At 70.4% G+C, this 16482-nt stretch carries 17 protein-coding genes; 9 read left to right on the forward strand and 8 right to left on the reverse strand.

Features of this window, described 5'->3' with window-relative positions; genetic code table 11:
- Positions 1-555: 555 nt before the first annotated feature.
- Positions 556-1224: a DUF4232 domain-containing protein gene (locus tag ABD385_RS38735; RefSeq protein ID WP_344584654.1), complete on the forward strand. Its 669-nt coding sequence runs from the start codon at positions 556-558 to the stop codon at positions 1222-1224.
- 789 nt (positions 1225-2013) lie between these two features.
- On the opposite strand, the gene ABD385_RS38740 is transcribed toward ABD385_RS38735, so the two are convergent.
- Positions 2014-2322 carry a transthyretin-like family protein gene (locus tag ABD385_RS38740; protein WP_344584655.1) on the reverse strand — a complete coding sequence of 103 codons (309 nt, stop codon included), beginning with the start codon at positions 2320-2322 and terminating at the stop codon, positions 2014-2016.
- A gap of 66 nt (positions 2323-2388) precedes the next feature.
- Complete coding sequence (locus ABD385_RS38745; protein WP_344584657.1) at positions 2389-2580, reverse strand: SH3 domain-containing protein; 192 nt, start codon at positions 2578-2580, stop codon at positions 2389-2391.
- Between the two features lie 808 nt (positions 2581-3388).
- Between ABD385_RS38745 and ABD385_RS38750 the strand changes: the two genes are divergently transcribed.
- Genes ABD385_RS38750 through ABD385_RS38760 form a run of 3 tightly spaced genes read left to right on the forward strand, consistent with a single transcriptional unit; the run spans position 3389 to position 5361 of the window.
- The gene (locus ABD385_RS38750) at positions 3389-3937 is read left to right on the forward strand and encodes a hypothetical protein (protein WP_344584659.1); all 549 of its coding nucleotides are present in this window, start codon (positions 3389-3391) and stop codon (positions 3935-3937) included.
- Positions 3930-4967, forward strand: a complete 1038-nt coding sequence (locus ABD385_RS38755) for a hypothetical protein (protein WP_344584661.1) — start codon at positions 3930-3932, stop codon at positions 4965-4967. Before ABD385_RS38750 ends, ABD385_RS38755 begins: the two co-directional genes overlap by 8 nt.
- On the forward strand, positions 4954-5361 hold the full coding sequence (locus tag ABD385_RS38760) for a hypothetical protein (protein ID WP_344584663.1): 408 nt from the start codon (positions 4954-4956) through the stop codon (positions 5359-5361). The genes ABD385_RS38755 and ABD385_RS38760 overlap by 14 nt, the downstream gene beginning before the upstream one ends.
- Positions 5362-5395: 34 nt before the next feature.
- Here the strand turns inward: ABD385_RS38760 and ABD385_RS38765 are convergent, their stop codons facing one another.
- From ABD385_RS38765 to ABD385_RS38780, 4 genes are all read right to left on the reverse strand, one after another.
- The gene (locus tag ABD385_RS38765; RefSeq protein WP_344584665.1) at positions 5396-5761 is read right to left on the reverse strand and encodes a hypothetical protein; all 366 of its coding nucleotides are present in this window, start codon (positions 5759-5761) and stop codon (positions 5396-5398) included.
- A 35-nt stretch (positions 5762-5796) separates the two neighbouring features.
- Positions 5797-6066, reverse strand: coding sequence for a hypothetical protein (locus ABD385_RS38770; RefSeq protein WP_344584667.1), 270 nt, complete (start codon positions 6064-6066; stop codon positions 5797-5799).
- 194 nt (positions 6067-6260) lie between these two features.
- Positions 6261-6440, reverse strand: a complete 180-nt coding sequence (locus ABD385_RS38775) for a hypothetical protein (protein ID WP_344584669.1) — start codon at positions 6438-6440, stop codon at positions 6261-6263.
- A 107-nt stretch (positions 6441-6547) separates the two neighbouring features.
- Complete coding sequence (locus ABD385_RS38780; RefSeq protein WP_344584671.1) at positions 6548-6865, reverse strand: hypothetical protein; 318 nt, start codon at positions 6863-6865, stop codon at positions 6548-6550.
- Between the two features lie 196 nt (positions 6866-7061).
- Here ABD385_RS38780 and ABD385_RS38785 point away from each other — a divergent pair, with 196 nt between their 5' ends.
- Positions 7062-8555: an APC family permease gene (locus ABD385_RS38785; protein WP_344584673.1), complete on the forward strand. Its 1494-nt coding sequence runs from the start codon at positions 7062-7064 to the stop codon at positions 8553-8555.
- Positions 8555-10135 (forward strand): serine hydrolase domain-containing protein, encoded by a 1581-nt coding sequence (locus tag ABD385_RS38790; RefSeq protein WP_344584675.1) that lies wholly within the window; start codon positions 8555-8557, stop codon positions 10133-10135. The genes ABD385_RS38785 and ABD385_RS38790 overlap by 1 nt, the downstream gene beginning before the upstream one ends.
- Here the strand turns inward: ABD385_RS38790 and ABD385_RS38795 are convergent.
- Positions 10132-11736, reverse strand: coding sequence for a PucR family transcriptional regulator (locus ABD385_RS38795; protein WP_344584677.1), 1605 nt, complete (start codon positions 11734-11736; stop codon positions 10132-10134). The genes ABD385_RS38790 and ABD385_RS38795 overlap by 4 nt on opposite strands.
- Before the next feature lie 138 nt (positions 11737-11874).
- Between ABD385_RS38795 and lysA the strand changes: the two genes are divergently transcribed.
- Positions 11875-13161 (forward strand): diaminopimelate decarboxylase, encoded by a 1287-nt coding sequence (gene lysA, locus ABD385_RS38800; RefSeq protein WP_344584678.1) that lies wholly within the window; start codon positions 11875-11877, stop codon positions 13159-13161.
- Positions 13162-13315: 154 nt separating this feature from the next.
- Here lysA and ABD385_RS38805 read toward each other — a convergent pair whose 3' ends face one another.
- On the reverse strand, positions 13316-13909 hold the full coding sequence (locus ABD385_RS38805) for a DciA family protein (RefSeq protein WP_344584680.1): 594 nt from the start codon (positions 13907-13909) through the stop codon (positions 13316-13318).
- 723 nt (positions 13910-14632) lie between these two features.
- Between ABD385_RS38805 and ABD385_RS38810 the strand changes: the two genes are divergently transcribed.
- Positions 14633-15922 carry a hypothetical protein gene (locus tag ABD385_RS38810; RefSeq protein ID WP_344584682.1) on the forward strand — a complete coding sequence of 430 codons (1290 nt, stop codon included), beginning with the start codon at positions 14633-14635 and terminating at the stop codon, positions 15920-15922.
- Between the two features lie 147 nt (positions 15923-16069).
- Positions 16070-16441, forward strand: coding sequence for a putative phosphothreonine lyase domain-containing protein (locus ABD385_RS38815; RefSeq protein WP_344584684.1), 372 nt, complete (start codon positions 16070-16072; stop codon positions 16439-16441).
- The last annotated feature ends 41 nt before the right edge of the window (positions 16442-16482 follow it).

A 16482-nucleotide genomic window follows, 5' to 3' on the forward strand; every position in this document is an offset into this window, starting at 1 on the left:
GTGTGCTGGCTCTCTCCACACGCAACGCCACCGAACTGGATCGACGTGGTGCCGGCGGTGCGAGTCCGGGCCCCGAAAGAGCAGGCCGAGCCGTGGTTGGTCGATGACGGGGTCGCCGGCACCTCCCGCATCGACGACGTCCTCGCCCGCCGCCCCTGAAAGGGCGCTCCTCCCCTCTCGCCGGTGCGGGCCGCTCCCGGGGTGCTGGTCTGCTCAGGCCGCGTCGCGCAGCGCAGTCGGCTGAGGTACGTCGGCCTGCGTCCCGGATTCCCGGGGCGAGGACTACCTGCCGTCAGCACCCAGCGACAACACACCTACAAACTCAGTGAACTGTGCTCGGCCGGTGAAGATCCGGCGGATGGGCCGCTGGGGTTGTGCGGCGAGCCGGTGAGGCATCGCGGATGCCCTCCCCGGTGGAAGGTTGCAGGTCGGCGACGTGATATCAACCACGTAAAGACCTCTTACCAGTTGGCAACCGGGCCCGCCCGGGCCGCGTGTAGATCCGACGTAAGAGATCACAGAGAACTGATGCCGCGTCAACTCCGGGAGAATCCCTTGCGAATCCACAAGTCCGCCGCCATCGCCGTCGTCGCCGTCGCGGCCGGCCTGTCGCTCACCGCCTGCAACAGCGACGGCTCGACCTCGGGCAGCGCGAGCGCCAGCGGCGGCGCCTCGGCGAGCGCCAGCGCGGCCGCCGGTACGAACGGCCAGGCGACCGGCGGGTCCCCCCAAGCCCAGGCCGGCGGCTCGGGCTCCGGTTCGGGCGGCGGCAGCACGCAGGCCACCAGCGGCAGCGGCGGCGGCTCGATATGCCACGCGTCCGACCTCAGCGGCGTCCGCGCGAGCAGCAAGACGACCGGCGGCGCCGAGGTGCTCACCACCGTCCGACTGACCAACAACGGCTCCAGCAGCTGCAGCATGCACGGCTTCCCGGGGGTCGACCTGAACTTCCAGGGCGGCGGCTCGGACAGCGCCGCGCGAAGCGACACCTCCCCCGTCTCGGTCACCCTCTCGCCCGGCCAGTCGACCACCTTCCAGCTGATGACCCCCTACAACAACAGCGGCGGCACCGGCGTCGACGTGACCAGCCTGACGGTCACCCCGCCGAACGACACCCACCAACTGACCGTGCGGCAACCGCAGATCAACCTCGCCGTGACGGACGGCTCCAACAGCAGCCCCAAGGACATCCAGGTCGGCCCGATCGGCGGCAACGTCGACTGACCCCCGGTCAGACGTAGCCTCCCCGCCAGCACGTCGTCCGCGTCCACGGAGCGTGGCCGTACGGGCCGCTGCCGGGACTGCGGACGCCTGGTCCAGCAGTACCCCCGCTGAAGCGGCGGATGGGCCGCTTTCGACACCGCCGTCCTGCCGGGAGGCCGCGTACCACCAGCGATGCGCTGGACCGTCGACGCGGACGGAGAAGCAGACCACGCACCTGCAGCACTGGGAGACTCGCGCATCGTGCACACACAAACGTGCGCAGCATCCGGCCCACCGCAGTCGATGACAGCGCTGCTGCCCAGCCACCCGCACGCCATGACTCCCGGGCCCCCGAAGACGCCCGCGAACCACGCGGCGGCACCCCGAGCGATGCCGTTCCTGTACGGCAGCCACTCAACCGACATGCCGTGGTCGCGTGGACCCACTGTCCAGAGTGCGGCGCGCAGCCCGGTGTCCCCTGTTCACGGTCGGCCGGGTACCGCTCTGCGCGCAAACGCCCTCACCGGGGGCGCGTTGAGAGATATCGTCCCGCAACATCATGACCACGGTCGCCAGGAAGAGGCAGGCGGCACCCCGGCTGGATCGCCGTCCCGGCCCTCCCGGCGGTCGAGGTCGGGGCAACACCCGTCCGGCACCCGCCATGACGCCGCCCGGGCCACCTCCGCGCGATGCCGAAGGTGCTGGCCGGGCCCTTCAGTCCAGGTCTGCGCTCGCCAGTGCCACCGCGCTTGCACACGACGGCGCCCGTCCCGAGGACATCGGGGCGGGCGCCCGTGGCGTGGTGGAGGGTCAGCCCTGCAGGACCTCGTAGGACATCCGGTAGCGCGCATCACCCCGCGCGAACTCGACGATGCTGGAGCCGCTGCGGATCGTGTGGACGCCCAAGACGTCATCAGGGTCGAGGTCGTCGATCTCCACGAGCTTGACGACGGCCTCGTGCTTGAACGGGACCTTATCGCCCATGAAGCGCCCTTGGTGTGTCTTGAACGCCGCCCCGTTGACGGCTTCGCCGTTCACGTAGAGCACGATCCTGTCGTAGCCCGTCCAGTCCTCCTGCTCGTCGCACGTCAGCGTCTTGATGTGCAGTATTTTGCCCATGGCACTCCCCGTTCTGTTGCACCTTGGCCGGTCAGGTGCGCAAACCACTGTTTGGCTGGCTAGTGACTACGCGACGGCTTCCACGCACGCGCTCGGAACGTATCCCTTGATGCCCTTGTAGTCGACGAAAAACCAATACGACGAGGTGGTGCCGCAGAGGTGGTGGGACTCTCCCTTTTCGAAATTGTCGCAGGACCGCTTCGCTGCCTCGCCTTTGGGGAGCAGGCCGAGAGCGGTAGCGCCGACCTTCTTGGACACGCGGATCTTCACGCTTTCCCGGGCCTGGACGTGGCACGTGGCCGTAGCGGAAGCGCCCTTGATGACTGGGGTGTGTGGGCTCGCGCTTGCCGGCCCGGTCCCTGCCGCCGTGAACGCCAGGCTCGCTATGGCTATCGCACCGACCAATGAACCCAGCCTGTTTCGAATTCGTATAAAGGACGCTCCTTCTCTTTCCCCCGCTCCCACACCGCAGGCACAGCGCTTACCCCGCGCCGTCACGACTCAGGTGTTTTGGAGAGGGGTCTGCATAGACGTTCTTTAGAATGCCGGGGCGCATCGATCAGGTCGTTAGCACTGAGTGCACAGCTACTTAGCAATGACTGCACCCGAGCCAGTCGGCCGGCTGGAGCCAGAGACCGGACGCGGCAGCGCCCCGGCCGAACCCGGTGCGCTGCCGCGTGGGCTCAGGAGGCGCCGACTCCCGACGCCAGCTTCAGCTCGTCCGCCGACTTCCCGAGCCGGTAGCTGGCCAGCCCCTCAGTGGCACCGCCGCGACGATGGGCACGGAGTCCGTCTGGGCGATGCCGCGGTAGCCGGTCAGGCTCCAAGCGGTGACGAGACCTCGGTCGCCGACGACGAGCGGCTCCCCGTCGTCGTTCCAGGCGACGACGGGGAGCGTGTGGAACGTGGTGGTGCCGACGTTGTAGGTGGCGATGTAGTCGAGTAGCTGGGTGATGGTGATCTCGCCCGCCCGGTTGCTCGAGTAACTCCTCGTGCGCTTGGATCCGTTCCATCAGCACCAGCGGTGCGGGCGGCTGAACAAGCCCATTGAGCACGGGGAGCCTTGATGTCATCAGAAGGGGAGCGTCCGGAGGGCGGATCCGAAGAGCGCGACAGCTTCGAAGGGGACGGGTCGGAAGAGAACCGGTCCATTCGCATCGGAAGCGTGTCGGGCGCCGTCGCGATCGGCGACCATAACACTGTGGTTGGCTCGGCCGGCTCAGGCACACAGAACCCGGCTGCGCTCGAACTCCTCTCTGCTATCCGGGAACTGCGCGGCGATCTCGCAAGGCTCATGGCCACCGACGGCCTCATGGCGCTCGACGCGGAACTGGCGGATACCGAAGAGGAGATCACCCGATACGGGGGGATTTCGCCCAGTCGTCTCCACAGGCTGCGTGTGGGTTTCACGGCAGAGCAAGCTTTTCTCGGCCGACTCGCATCGGCGGGGGCTGTCGCGGTATTGCTCGACGACGCCGTGCAGGACTCGTCCCGGGAGACCCCCATCCGCCCCATGCCGTCCGGCGCCGGCCCGCGCGATGCCCCCACAGGCCACACCCCACCCGGCCCCAGCCCCGGCTCGGACGACGACGAGTGGCCCGAAACCGATGGGTGACATCGCCAAGGGGGCGCTGGGCGGAGCCTGGACTCTCCTGGTGGGCTGGATCCTGCCCACCGCCCTCAACCTGGCCGTCTTTCACCTCGCCGTCGCCCCGAGCTTGCGGGGCCTCAGCGCGTTCGACCGGCTGCGCTACGCCGTTGCTGTCCCCACCGGCCTGGCCATGCTGACCGGCACGCTCCTCCTCGGGCTCGTCGCCAACGCCTGCCAGAACTCGCTCTACCGCCTCCTGGAGGGCTACCTGCTGTGGCCAGCCCGCGCCTACGACGCGGGCTGCCGCCGCAGTCGCCGGGTCAAGGACCACCTCGCCAACCGGCTGACGGTGCTGCGTCTGGAGCGCCGTCATCGCGAAGAGGGTGCCCTACAGCCGGAGGCGAGCGAACAGCTTGCCCGGCTCTTGGCTCAGCCTCGTATCGCCCGCGTGGCTGGCCAGGACCGCCGCCGCCGTACCGCGGTCCAACGCGCACTGCTCCAGGAGCGCCTGGGCCGTTTTCCCATTGCCGATGACCAGATAGCACCCACGCGGCTCGGCAACGCGATCCGCCGTTTCGAGGAATATGGCTGGGACCGGTACCGTCTCGACACACAGCTCCTGTGGAACGAGCTGACCGGCTGCGTACCCGATCAGGTCCGCCGTCAGGTCGATCTCGCCCGCGCCAGTGTTGACTTCTTCGTCGCCTTGCTCTTCGGCCACATCGTCGTGTGCGCCCTGGCCGCGCTCGCCCTGGTCACTGACCGGCCGGACACTCCGCTCGCCGTGAGTACGATCGCCGTACTCGCTGCCCTTGTCCCCGTCTGGTACCGCTCGGCGGTCACCGCGACCGACGAGTGGGCGGCGGCCGTGCGCGCCCTGGTCAACACCGGCCGCAAACCCCTCGCCGACTCCCTCGGCCTCGACCTTCCCCGCACTCTCGCCGCAGAACGTGACATGTGGGCGATGGTCTCGCGCCTGTCCCGCATCCCCTACCACGAACGTGCGGCCGCCCTCGACCCATACCGGGCAAGTCCCCCCAGTGCCCCGGAATGACACGTCGTCGCGACCGAGTTCAGACACGGCCACGGCGGTACGGCGCTTACGAGCGCCGCCGGGTCCAGGCCCTGTCCGCCCTCACCAACAACCGCACACCGCCGTCGCGGACGTCCTGAGCGGGCTGCACCCCGCCGAACTGGCCTGGATCGCCGAGAAGGCCGGCGGCCCCGACTGGTTCCTGGCCGCGGCGGCCGCCGTCCCGCTACCCGAAGGCGAGGACGACGGTGTGGTGCGGCCGCTGAACGACGACGAACTCGGCAAGCACCCCGACCCCGCGACCGTCCTGCATGCCTGGCTCGAATCCCCCGCCACCGGTGAGATCCTCTCCGGCTCCGGCTGGACCACTGCGGACGCAGCACGGGACGGTGGGAGGCCCTCGCCGCGGCCATGACCTTCGACTACGACGACGAGAAGATCACCTTCGGTCAACTCCTCGACTCCCTGGACGAAGCACCCGCCCCTGCTCGTAGGTCGTCGCCGTCCGTCAGCTCGTACATCGCGCTCTTGAGGGCCAGGACGCGGGTGGTCTCGGTGAACAGCGCGGGCGCGTCGGCGACGGCGCCGTAGGCGTGGATGATCGGGTAGCCGTAGCAGTCGGTCCAATCCGAGCTGTACTTCGCGCAGCTGCTCCGCAGGCGGGTCCACTCCTCGTCGGCCTGCCAGTGTCGAGGATCTGCCGGGCTCGGGCCGCGACGGCCTCGGGCTGGATGAGTGTGCTCACGGTGGTGCCCCTCTCGTTCTTGAGCGGTGCGTCCGGCCAGGCGGGCCGGCCGTGGTGCAGCGCCGCGCATCCGGGGACCCGTGGTCGCGCCCGGATGCGCGGGGATCAAAGGGCCCTGACAGGGCCGGCGTTGTCGAGGCGGCCCAGGCGCTCGTACAGGGCGCGGACCAGGCGTGCCCGGTCCTGGACGCAGCGCACGGTGCCCTCCGGGGAGGCGGCCAGGTGGCGCTCGCTCTCCTCGACGACGACGTCACTCAGGACCCGGGCCCGGTGGTTCGTGGGCCAACGGTCGGCGGCTCGGCGGACAGCACCGGCGACCGCCCGGGCTGCCCCGGTCAGCTGCAGGGCGATCTGCTGAAGGTCGGCCGGCTGCATGCCGGGGTCAGCGGGCCCAGCGGCTGCTGGGGCAGCGCTTCCTGGATGTCTGGCGCGCTGGCCTGGATCGGGTGCAGGTCGAGCACGTCCGCCACAGCTCGGCGATGCGTGGCGAGGACAAGTGGACCCCGTGCCCGAACACATCGTGCAGCACGTCGGGTTCGGCCCGCCGATCTCCTGGAGAGGGTGAGGGTTCACTTTCTATGCTGCGGCTGGGCCAGACCGGCCGGGGCGATGTCGAAGGGGAACGGCTTCTCGACGAGGGTCACCGTGCCCGGCAGGACAGTCGCCGTTTCGGCGTACCGGCCGGCGTCCAGCTCGCAGGTGATCAGGCGCGGGGTCGGGGCGAACTCCAGGCGCCAGTGGTACGGCACCGCTGAAGCACGCCTGATCAAGTAGAAGCCGCCGGCCAGGTGTCCACGACGACGGTGCTGCCGTCGTCGTCTTCCGCCTCCATGCGGATGGTGGCCGTGCCGCTGCCCTAGAGCCCGATCCACCGACGGAACGTCGTACGAGCCGTCTCCTGCATCGCCCACTCTCCGGTGACTTCGGGAGCACCAGCGCTGAAGTTGAGGATCACGCGGTTAAGGCTCACGAGCGCCTCGTGTGCGGGCCGGTGGGCACCTCGCCCGTGGCCATCGGCATGTCGCCCGTGCTCGGCTCCCTGCGGCGGGACGGTGCCATCGTCCCGCCGCCAGCCCAGCACCACCGTGGCCAGCCGCTCGCTGAGCTCGCGGTCGAGCGGGAGGTCGCTGTCCCAGCGCCCGGCGGGGTCATGGATGACGCTGCCGTACGTCACCGGCTCGCTCCCGTTCCCGTCAGAGGCCCTGGGTGGCCTCGCCGCCCGGGGTTTCGTCGTGTTCCGGGTGGATCGGTCCGGCGTTGGTGGCAGCGACAACCGACGGACCGTGGCTTTGGCGCGTACGACCAGGACGGCCCCGGTGACACCCCCTTACGTTGTGCCGACCAGGCACGGCCGGAGAGTGGAGCCCAGGATGACTGAACCGATCCCGTTGGAAATCACGCGGCCGGCACCCGGGGCGGGTAAACGCTCGCTCGGTGTGCTGTCCCTGGTCGGAATCTTCTTCTTCACGGTGTCCGGAGGACCCTTCGGGCTCGAAGCCTCGCTCTCCAGCGCTGGTCCGGGCATGACCCTGCTGATGATCGTCCTGGTGCCGGTGGTCTTCGGCGTGCCGAACGCGCTGGTGGCAGCGGAGTTGAGTGCCGCGATACCGGTCAACGGCGGCTACTACTACTGGACGAAGATCGCGCTCGGCAGAGGTGCGGCATTCGTGTTCGGGGCCTGGAATTCGATCGGGGCGGTGCTGAACCTCACCCTCTACCCGATCCTGCTGGTCGACTACCTGGCCACCTGGGTCCCGGGCATCGCCCGCGGGAAGGGCCTCGTCATCGTGGACCTGTTCGACGGCGGCTTCGTCGTGGACCTGCACTGGATCGTCGCCGTCGCCCTCATCGTCCCGATGGCGTACCTGAACTACCGCGGCTCCAAGGCGGTGAGTGAGTACTCGGTCGGGATGATGCTGCTGATCCTCGCGCCATTCGCGGTGCTGGCCGTACTCGGCATCTGGCATGCGATCGCCAACAGCATCGATGTCGTCTCGCCCTTCATGGTGCCGGGTCAGGGCGTCCACGAGTCGGTGGCCGGCGCGCTGAGCGTGATCGTGTGGCTGTACCTCGGCTTCGACAGCCCGAGCACCGTCCTTGGCGAGGTCGCCGACGCGCACCGGACGTACACCCGGGCCCTGCTCATCTCGGTTCCGCTGATCATCACCGCCTATCTGCTGCCCACCATCGCCGCGATCGGCAGCGGGCTGCACCACGGTTCGCCCGCCGACTGGGCCGAAGGCGACTTCACCGTGGTCGGCGGCTTGCTGGGCGGAATCTGGCTGAAGGTACTGATCTCCCTGGGGTCGGCGCTCTCCCTGGCGGGCCTGTTCATGGCGATCCTGCTGACGAGCACCCGGGTTCCGAGGGCGCTCGCCGCGGACGCGTACATGCCGCGCTGGATGGCCCGGGACAGCAGACGGTTCAACACTCCGGTGGGTGCGCTGCTGGCGAGCACTACCGTCGTCATCGTGCTCTCCGCCGTCGAATTCGACTCGATCCTGAGGGCCACGGTGCTGCTCACGCTGTCCTCGATCCTGCTGGAATTCGTGGCCTTCCTGGTCCTCCGCTGGAGGTATCCGCAGATGCTCCGGCCGGTTCGCGTCCCCGGCGGCCGGCCCGGCGCGGTCCTGGTCGTCGTAGTGCCCACAGCGATGGTCGTGTACCTGGCGTGGAGTACGGCGGTCAACGAGACCGCGACGTTCGTCACCAGTCTCGCGGTGGCGCTCCTTGCCGTGCTGCTGTACCCGTTGTCCCTGCGGTTCGTCAAAGGCGACCGGCCGGACGCGGAGATCGACACCTCCCGGATCGAGCTGGGTCCGGACCGGTTCGCGGGATTCGGTACGAAGAAGGCAGGCGCCTGATGGACGTGCAAGAGATGCTCTCCGGGCTTACGGAACGGTTGCGGGCCTGGTGGCCGGTGCCGGGAATCGCGATCAGCGTCGTCGACAGGACCGGCGAGTCCGCGTTCGTCACCGCGGGATTCGCGAACGCGGAGTCCGGGGCGCCGGTCTCCCGTCGTACGCGATTCGAGATCGGTTCCATCAGCAAGACCTTCACCGCCTGCCTGCTCGGCATCCTGGCCGACGAGGGGAAGGTGGACCTCGACGCGGCGGTCGCCGACCACCTGCCCTGGTTCGCCCCGAACAGCGGCTCCCGCGCAATCACCGTCCGGCACCTCCTTCAGCACACCTCCGGCCTGGTGGCCGGGGCCGACGCGCTGCCCGATGCCGCCGCACGCGGCTACGCGCTGCGCGATGCGCGGACCTGGGCCGAACCGGGTGAGCTGTTCCACTACTCCAACGAGGGCTACAACCTGCTGGGGTTGATCGTCGAGCAGGTGACAGGGGAATCGCTGGCGGACGCCATGGCCGGACGTCTGCTGCGGCCCCTGGGCATGCGCAACTCGGCGGCGCGGATCACTCACGAGGACATCGCCGAACTCGCCACCGGGTACCGGTTCCTGCGCGACGACCGCCCGCCGCTGCCGTCGGCCCCGCTCGCGCCGTCCGGCTTCTTCGAGTACTCGGCGGCCGATGGGAACGTCCTTGCCACCGCTTCCGACCTGGGCCGGTTCGCCCGCCTGCTGCTGGGCCGGGGCATCCTGGACGGCAGCAGGATCATCGAGCCGGAACGCTTCCGAGAGATCGTCACGGCGTCTGGCGACGCGGTCAGTTCCGGTTACGCGCTCGGCGTGGACGTCGAATCGATCGACGGCTGCACCTGGCTGACGCACGCCGGCGGGATGGTCGGATACCGCTCGTACCTCGCCGCCGACACCGACGGCGGGCACGGTGTCGCCGTGCTGACCAACGCACCCGGCGAGTGCCAGATCATCGACCGCTTCGCCCGCCATGTGCTCGCCGTCGTCCAGGGAGCCCCGGCGGACCCGTCGTTGTTCGACCCGGAGCGGATCCCCGATGCCCGGCGCTACGTCGGGACCCACGGAACGACGCCACGTCGGATCCGCGTCGAGGCCACCGGGAACGACCGTCTCTCGCTCACCTCGGACGGGGCGACCGGCAGGCTGTACGACACGGGGGACGGGCGGCTGGTGTGCGATCACCCGAGATGGTCCGCCTACCACCACTCCCTGGACGGACGCTGGCACTACGGACCCGAGTCACTGGGCCCCGGCCCCGCCGCGCCGACCGCTCCCCCGCATGTACTCGCAGGTCACTACCGGAGCTACACCCCCTGGTATCCCAGCTTCAGCATCGTGCAGCGGGCGGGACGACTGCACATGATCGCCGCGACCGGCGTGGAAGCTCCCTGCGACGAACCGGAACTGGTCCCGCTCGACGACGGGACGTACCGCATCGGAGCCGACCCCCGACTGCCGGAGCGCCTGACGTCCGGCCCCGCCCTGAACGGCGCGGCGCTCTGGGTCGACCTGGACGGGTGCCGCTACACGCGGTCGTTCCGGGAGCCTCCGGCAGATTAGGAAGCGCCCGTCCGCAGCTCGCGCACCCGGAGTTGGAGGTGCGCGAGCAGCATGGCGTCGGCATCGGTGAAGTCAAGACCGGAGACCTCGCGGATACGGCGCAGCCGGTAGCGCATGGTGTTGGGGTGGATGTGCAGGGCCTCTGCCGCGGTGTCAGTGGCTCCCGCGGCGGCGAGATAGGCGGCCAGGGTCGCCGCCAGCGGACCGTCGTGGCCCTCTTCCTGGCGCAGCCGGTGCAGCGCGCCACTGGTGTCCGGCAGGCCGAGCGTCTCGGTCGCGTCGGCGAGGTGCAGCAGCAGCACGGACAGGGCCATGTCCTGCACGGTGCGCACGGCCGGCCCGCGGACGGCAGGGTGTCGCAGCGCCCGCAGCGCCGCGTCCGCCTGCGTCCGTACGTCGGCGATCCGGCCCATCGATTCGGCCGGGCCGCCGACGGCGACCACGTAGTCACCGGCCAGTGGGGTCCGTGCGAGGAAGTCGCGGGCCAGGGCGACGGCCGACTCCAGGGCCGTGGCGTGTTCCGGCGGCCAGGCAGCCAGTACGTACACCGCTCCGGTGCCCGCCACCAGCGCCGAACGGGGGTGCACGGCCGCCAGGAAATACTCCAGCGTGTCCGCGAACCGGCGCAGCCCGGCGGCGTCCAGCGCGTCGGATCCCGTGCTCACGGCCAGCCGCGGGGCCGCGGCAAGGACGCAGACCGGACCGGAACCCAACTGCAGCCGGCTCGCCTCCACCGGGTCGGCCGCCCCGCCGAGTACCGCGGCGGCCAGCTCGCCGCGCTGGCGGCGGGCGTAACTGGTCTCCGTACGCAGGCCGACCAGTTGCAGCGCGACCACGGGAGCGTACTCGCGGAGCCTGGCCATGGCCGCCTCGTCGAGCGGCCCGGTGACGGCGGCCCAGATGTAGCCGAGGACGTCCGCACCGGCGCGGACCGCGATCGCCACCCTGGCCAGCTGGTCCGCCCCGGTCGGCTCCATGTACACCGGTTCGGTGCTGGCATGGAGCCGCTCGAACTCCTGGCGCTCATCCTGTTCTGCGAGCGTCCGCTGGTGCACGGCCCGCCCCAGGATCGTCTCGATCCGCTCGGAGTCGGTCCGGTCCTGCCCCTCCGACCAGGCGACCAGCGCGGAGAAGCGGTCCTCGATGGTGACCGGGGCCCCGACGGCCTCGTAGACCGCGTTCGCCAGGGCGAACAGCTCCGCGCCGCTACCGGCCGAGCGCACGCGCGTCCTCGCGTACTCGAGCAGCTGCTCACGGACGGTCGTCGCCACATGCATCCAGGACGCGTCCCGGTTGACCTCGATGATCGCCAACTTGTCGTCGGCCGACGGCGGCACCGGGGCCTTCACCGCCAGCACCTCCGCGCCGGCCTGCCGCATGGCGGCGGTCAGCTCGCGCAGCTCAGCCTCCGTGGTCACGCCGACCCCCAGCACCACGCAGCCAGGTCCGAACTGCGTCGGCGCGCCCGGGGCGTGGATGGCGACATCGGTGAGCGACCCGCCGCTGCCGGTCCCCTCCTGGACCAGGCGCAGCAGCGCCGGGCCGATGTTGTCCACGAGCTGACGGACGGGCAGGTGCCCCCGCGTGCCGGACTCCCGCATGGTGCACCCCTGGCTCGAAGGACTGTTGTGGACGTCAAGTTTGGGAGTCCCGTATTGACGATGTCAACGAAGATCCGGAGTGGCTTGAGCGGGAGCATGGCAGGAGATCGGGATGGATCAGTGGCAAAAGGAGCACAGATGGCAACGGTGCAGACGCAGGCGGACCGGGAACTGCTTGGGCTGTTCCCGCCCGGGACCACCCGGGACGGGAGTGGCGGACTGGTGATCGGCGGCGTACCGGCGGCCGAGCTCACCGCGTCCTACGGCACTCCCGCGCTGATCCTCGACGAGGCGTCGGTCCGCACCCGCGCCCGCCGGTACGCCGACGGCCTGGCCGCCCGCTGGCCCAACTCCCGCGTCGTCTTCGCCTCCAAGGCCTTCCCCTGCACCGCCGTCATCCGGCTGCTCGCGGAGGAGGGCCTCGGCATCGACGTGGCCGGGGGCGGCGAACTGACCCTTGCACTCGCCGCAGGCGCGGACCCGGCCGGCCTGGTCGTCCACGGCAACGCCAAGACCGAGGACGAGCTGCGCCTCGCCGTCGAGGCCGGCGCCGGGACGGTCGTCATCGACAACTTCGACGACATCGACCGGCTGGAGAAGATCCTCGCCGGCACCACCGCGGAGCAGGGTGTACTGGTCCGGATCACCCCCGGCATCCGCCCCGACACGCACGAGGCCGTGTCCACCGGCCAGAACGGCTCCAAGTTCGGTCTGCCCCTGCCGCAGGCCCGGGAGGCGATCGCGCGGCTGCGCGGCAGCGACCGGCTGCGGCTTGACGGCGTCCATGTGCACGTCGGGTCGCAGATCCTGGACCTCGCACCCTTCGCGCAGGCCGTCGAGGCGGTCGCCGAACTCGGCGAGTTCGCCGTCTACGACCTGGGCGGCGGCCTCGGCTCCCGCTACACCTACGCCGACCGGCCGCCCACGGTGGAGGCGTACCTCGACGCCGTCACCAACGTGGCCCGACGCCTGCTGCCCGCCGACGCCCGCATCCTCATCGAGCCGGGCCGCTCGATGGTCGCCGAGTCCGGCGTCTCGCTGTACCGGATCGTCTCCGTCAAGCGCGGCGGCGGCCACACCTTCGTCGCCGTCGACGGCGGCATGGGCGACAACCTCGAAGTCTCCCTGTACCAGCAGCGCTTCGAGGCCGCCGTCGCCGACCGCCCGACCGGCGGGGGCGAACTGTGCCACCTGGTGGGCCGGCACTGCGAGTCCGGCGACACCCTCAGCGCCGGCGTCCCGCTGGCGGACCCGCGCGTCGGGGATCTGATCGCCGTGCCCGTCACCGGCGCCTACACCTATGCGCTGAGCAACAACTACAACGGCGCGCGCCGCCCGCCGGTGGTCTTCGTCCGCGACGGCGCGCACCGCGCCGTGGTGCGCCGCGAGACGTACGCCGACCTGATGCGCCGGGATCTGCCGTAGGGCGCGGTCGGCCGAGCCGGGCCGGGCACTCCGTCACCACCTGTCTCCGGTGCGACCTTGACCGGCAGTACGGCGACCGCGCCCACACCCGCGACCGCACCCCACCCGCCGTCCTCAGCGAACTCGACGTCCCCTGCCCCGCTTGCCCCACCCATCACCGGTCCGCTCGCTCCTCGGCCGGCGCATCGGACAGCGCGCGCGTGCCGTCCAGACTCTCCAGGGCCATGCCGTGCAGCGACCGCTCGCCCTGCGATTCCTTCACGACGAAGACGTGGTCGGAGCATTTCTCCTCTCGGGGGCTCCGGTGGGGAGCCGCTCGCGGTGTCGATCCGCCTCGACTCGATCGTTGCTCTCGAAGCCCCTGACGAAGCGTGAGACAGCACGCCTCCGCGATGTGCGGGTCCACCTGCGCCGGCGGCGCGGCCTCCTGATGCGCGGCGAGCGCACGGCGGTAGCCGTGCCAGGCGGTCTCCCGGGTACGCGGCGGCCCGGCGGGCGCGGCCGCGGGCTCCGGATCGACGTCGGCCGGCTCGGGCGCCGGCGCCGTGCCGGGCGGCAGGATCCGCAGGGTACGGACGACCGTCCGGCCCGCAGACTCGTTGGCGGTCGCGACGATGCGAGTCTGCTCCAGCCGGGTCTTCGTCGCCCAGGCCGACGACTCCGGACACACGGTCAGCCGCCCGGAGTCCGTGTCGAAGCCGATCGCCGCGACGTGTCCGGCGAGCTCGGGGCGATGGCCGCCCACCACTCGCGCAGCGTCGCGCCGCCGGCCGGGGGCTCCCAGGCTCGCTCGGTCACCAGCACGCCGATCACGGCCCCGAGCCGTATCGGCTCCCGGCCGTCGCGGCGCACCATCGGACCACCCACGGCTTCACCTTCCGGCCGCCGCCGTTCTTGCGCGCCGTCTCCCTCACAGCCCGCAGCGCGACCCGGGCCAGGTCGACGCCGGACGTCTCGCCGCTCCCGTGCCACGGTGGCCGGCCACCGAGCGGTGTCCTCGTCTCGGCCCACGTCCAGCAGGGGCGCGGCGGCGAGGCTGATCTGCACGCACGGCAGGGGGCTCACCACCACGAGTTGCTCGCCGGGCGGCGCGTCGGCGATTGCCCGGTACACCTCGCTCGCCGCGTCGGCGCAGGCCCGGCAGCGCGCCCGGTAGGCCGTGGCGTGCACGGCTCCCCCTTGACGGGCACGGACCGGGACGCGCCCTGGCGTATCGCCGTGTGCAGGTCCGGCCTGGCACTGGTAGCCGGGCTGTTCGTCCCTCGGCCTGTCGCCGCTGTGTAGAGCCGCCACGCGTTGGGCCGTGGCGAACGCTGTTACGACGGCCTCGCACACTCGCTTGCGCGTGCTCTCGTCCTGGCCGGATCGATCCTGAACAACCATTGTTCTTCAGCCAGTTGATCCGGTTCTCCCGTGTGGGAGCCCACCCCAGGGCAGCATACGCAGCGAACTTGCTCGACTACCGAACGCGATGAAATGGGGGATGATGGCCCGCCAGCCGAACCCGGACCTCACCACCACCCTGACGATGCTCCACACCACCGTCACGAACACGGACAAGAACATCCGGGACGCGCTCGAAAAGAGCGTCGAGAAGCTGGAGTCGGCCGACCGGGACGCCCACGACAAGACGACCAAGGAAGTCGTCGAGGAGCTCGGCCGGATGCGCGCGAACTTCCGCGACGTCTACAACAGGCTCAACTCCAACGGAGAAGCCCTCAACACTGCCGTCGACGACGCCGTCACCCAGTTGCGCGCCGAACTGCGGGAAGTCGGTGTCGTCCTCGCGGGCCTCGTCCCGCCCGTCCCACACCCGTCTTCCCCTTCTTCGGCTGTCCAGGAGGCGTCTGCTACCGATCGCCGTCCCTCACCTGCACCACTTGCCACCCGCACTGAACCCGACGGGCCACTGGACGAAGCCGCCATCCGCTCCACGATCCCGGCGCAACGCGCCGCCGAGCAGGCGTCCTCGCCCAGCTCAACGGTGTCGGTCGACGCGGTCCGCCAGGCCGTCCGCGAGATCCTCACCGAGGAACTCCTCCCCGTACTCACCCCGCTCATGAGCTCGAACAGCAAAGGCGACGGCCCGGCCGACGACGAGCAAGACGAGTCAGACCGGCTGCGGGAAGCGGCCGAGGAGATCAAGAGGGAACTTGGCACGGCCCTGGAGGAAGCCCGATCGCAACACGCTGCCTTGCAGCGGGAGATCTCAGGCCTGCGCGCCGCCGTGGAGGAGCTGCAGCCCCAGCCCGACTCCATCGCTGAGACCGCGGTCGCCGAGGTGAGCAAGGAGCACAGTGCCCTGCTCAAGACGGCGGCCCGAGTTTCGTCCGCCAGCCTGCTGTGCCACCGCGACATGTGGGAATTCATCACCGCGCACGCCGGCCGGCACCCGCACTTCCGTGTGCCGCCGCAGGTCGCCGACGAAGGAGAGCAGCGGATCCGGGCCGCGCTTTCTGGCCGCTCGCTGATTTCCCTGCTGATCAGCCTGCACTCCATCAAGCACACCGCCAACGACGGAGACGGTGACAGGGAACTCGCCACCACCGTGTACGAGCGGATCGAGGAGAGCCTGACCGGCCTCTCCTCCAGCGGTAACCCTGTCACCATCACCCTCGACGACCGCACCACAGCTCCGACCGCCCCGGCTACCGCGAGCAGCACCGACGTCGACGACGGACCGGAGAACACCAGCACCCCACCAGCCTCCACGGAGCAGGACACAAACCCGGGCGAGGATTCTGGCCCCGCCGCGACGTGAACGGCTGGCGCGGCACCTGGCGCTCCGGGAGCCGCGCCAGCTCTGGCGCAGTGCGGACCGCTCAGGCGGTGGACCGACCGTGTCCGCGCTCCCGAGCGGCTGGATGAGGGACTGGACGAGTTCGGTATCCGGGTCAACGGCAAGTGGATGCCCAAGGGCCTCGACCAGGAGAGGTGGGAGCAGATCCGGGGCGCCACGATCGAGTGCTGCCTCGGAACCCAGTCCAAGGTGCTCATGGACTTCACCCGGGCGTGCGGCTACACCCGGGAATACCGCGGCCTCGACGACCTGCGGCGCGTCCTGACGGTGCTGCGGGAACTCGGCGTCCGCTGCTGGATCGACTACAAACGCGACTGCGACACGGCCAGGGCCCTGTACGGAAACGGGGCCCTGTGCGGCACGCGCCTTCGAGGACCGTGGCCATCAGGGTTCCTCCGTGGTCGGTCGGCCGGGAGTTGGACCGTGAGATCGCCGCGCAGCGTGCCGCCCCGGCCGGGGCGGCTGGGGCGGCCGGGCTGAGACGGTCTTGGCGTCGCCTCCGGGCGACCGGATCGTTGGTG

Origin of the sequence: Streptomyces lunalinharesii (assembly GCF_039532155.1) — a bacterium.
GTDB lineage: Bacteria > Actinomycetota > Actinomycetes > Streptomycetales > Streptomycetaceae > Streptomyces > Streptomyces lunalinharesii.

What these genes read in the sequence shown, in the direction of transcription:
- ABD385_RS38740 (WP_344584655.1), bottom strand. Translation starts at nt 2,322, where the DNA reads ATGGGCAAAATACTGCACATCAAGACGCTGACGTGCGACGAGCAGGAG.
- ABD385_RS38750 (WP_344584659.1), top strand. Translation starts at nt 3,389, where the DNA reads ATGTCATCAGAAGGGGAGCGTCCGGAGGGCGGATCCGAAGAGCGCGAC.
- ABD385_RS38755 (WP_344584661.1), top strand. Translation starts at nt 3,930, where the DNA reads ATGGGTGACATCGCCAAGGGGGCGCTGGGCGGAGCCTGGACTCTCCTG.
- ABD385_RS38765 (WP_344584665.1), bottom strand. Translation starts at nt 5,761, where the DNA reads ATGCGCGGCGCTGCACCACGGCCGGCCCGCCTGGCCGGACGCACCGCT.
- ABD385_RS38770 (WP_344584667.1), bottom strand. Translation starts at nt 6,066, where the DNA reads ATGCAGCCGGCCGACCTTCAGCAGATCGCCCTGCAGCTGACCGGGGCA.
- ABD385_RS38785 (WP_344584673.1), top strand. Translation starts at nt 7,062, where the DNA reads ATGACTGAACCGATCCCGTTGGAAATCACGCGGCCGGCACCCGGGGCG.
- ABD385_RS38790 (WP_344584675.1), top strand. Translation starts at nt 8,555, where the DNA reads ATGGACGTGCAAGAGATGCTCTCCGGGCTTACGGAACGGTTGCGGGCC.
- ABD385_RS38795 (WP_344584677.1), bottom strand. Translation starts at nt 11,736, where the DNA reads ATGCGGGAGTCCGGCACGCGGGGGCACCTGCCCGTCCGTCAGCTCGTG.
- lysA (WP_344584678.1), top strand. Translation starts at nt 11,875, where the DNA reads ATGGCAACGGTGCAGACGCAGGCGGACCGGGAACTGCTTGGGCTGTTC.
- ABD385_RS38810 (WP_344584682.1), top strand. Translation starts at nt 14,633, where the DNA reads ATGAAATGGGGGATGATGGCCCGCCAGCCGAACCCGGACCTCACCACC.
- ABD385_RS38815 (WP_344584684.1), top strand. Translation starts at nt 16,070, where the DNA reads ATGCCCAAGGGCCTCGACCAGGAGAGGTGGGAGCAGATCCGGGGCGCC.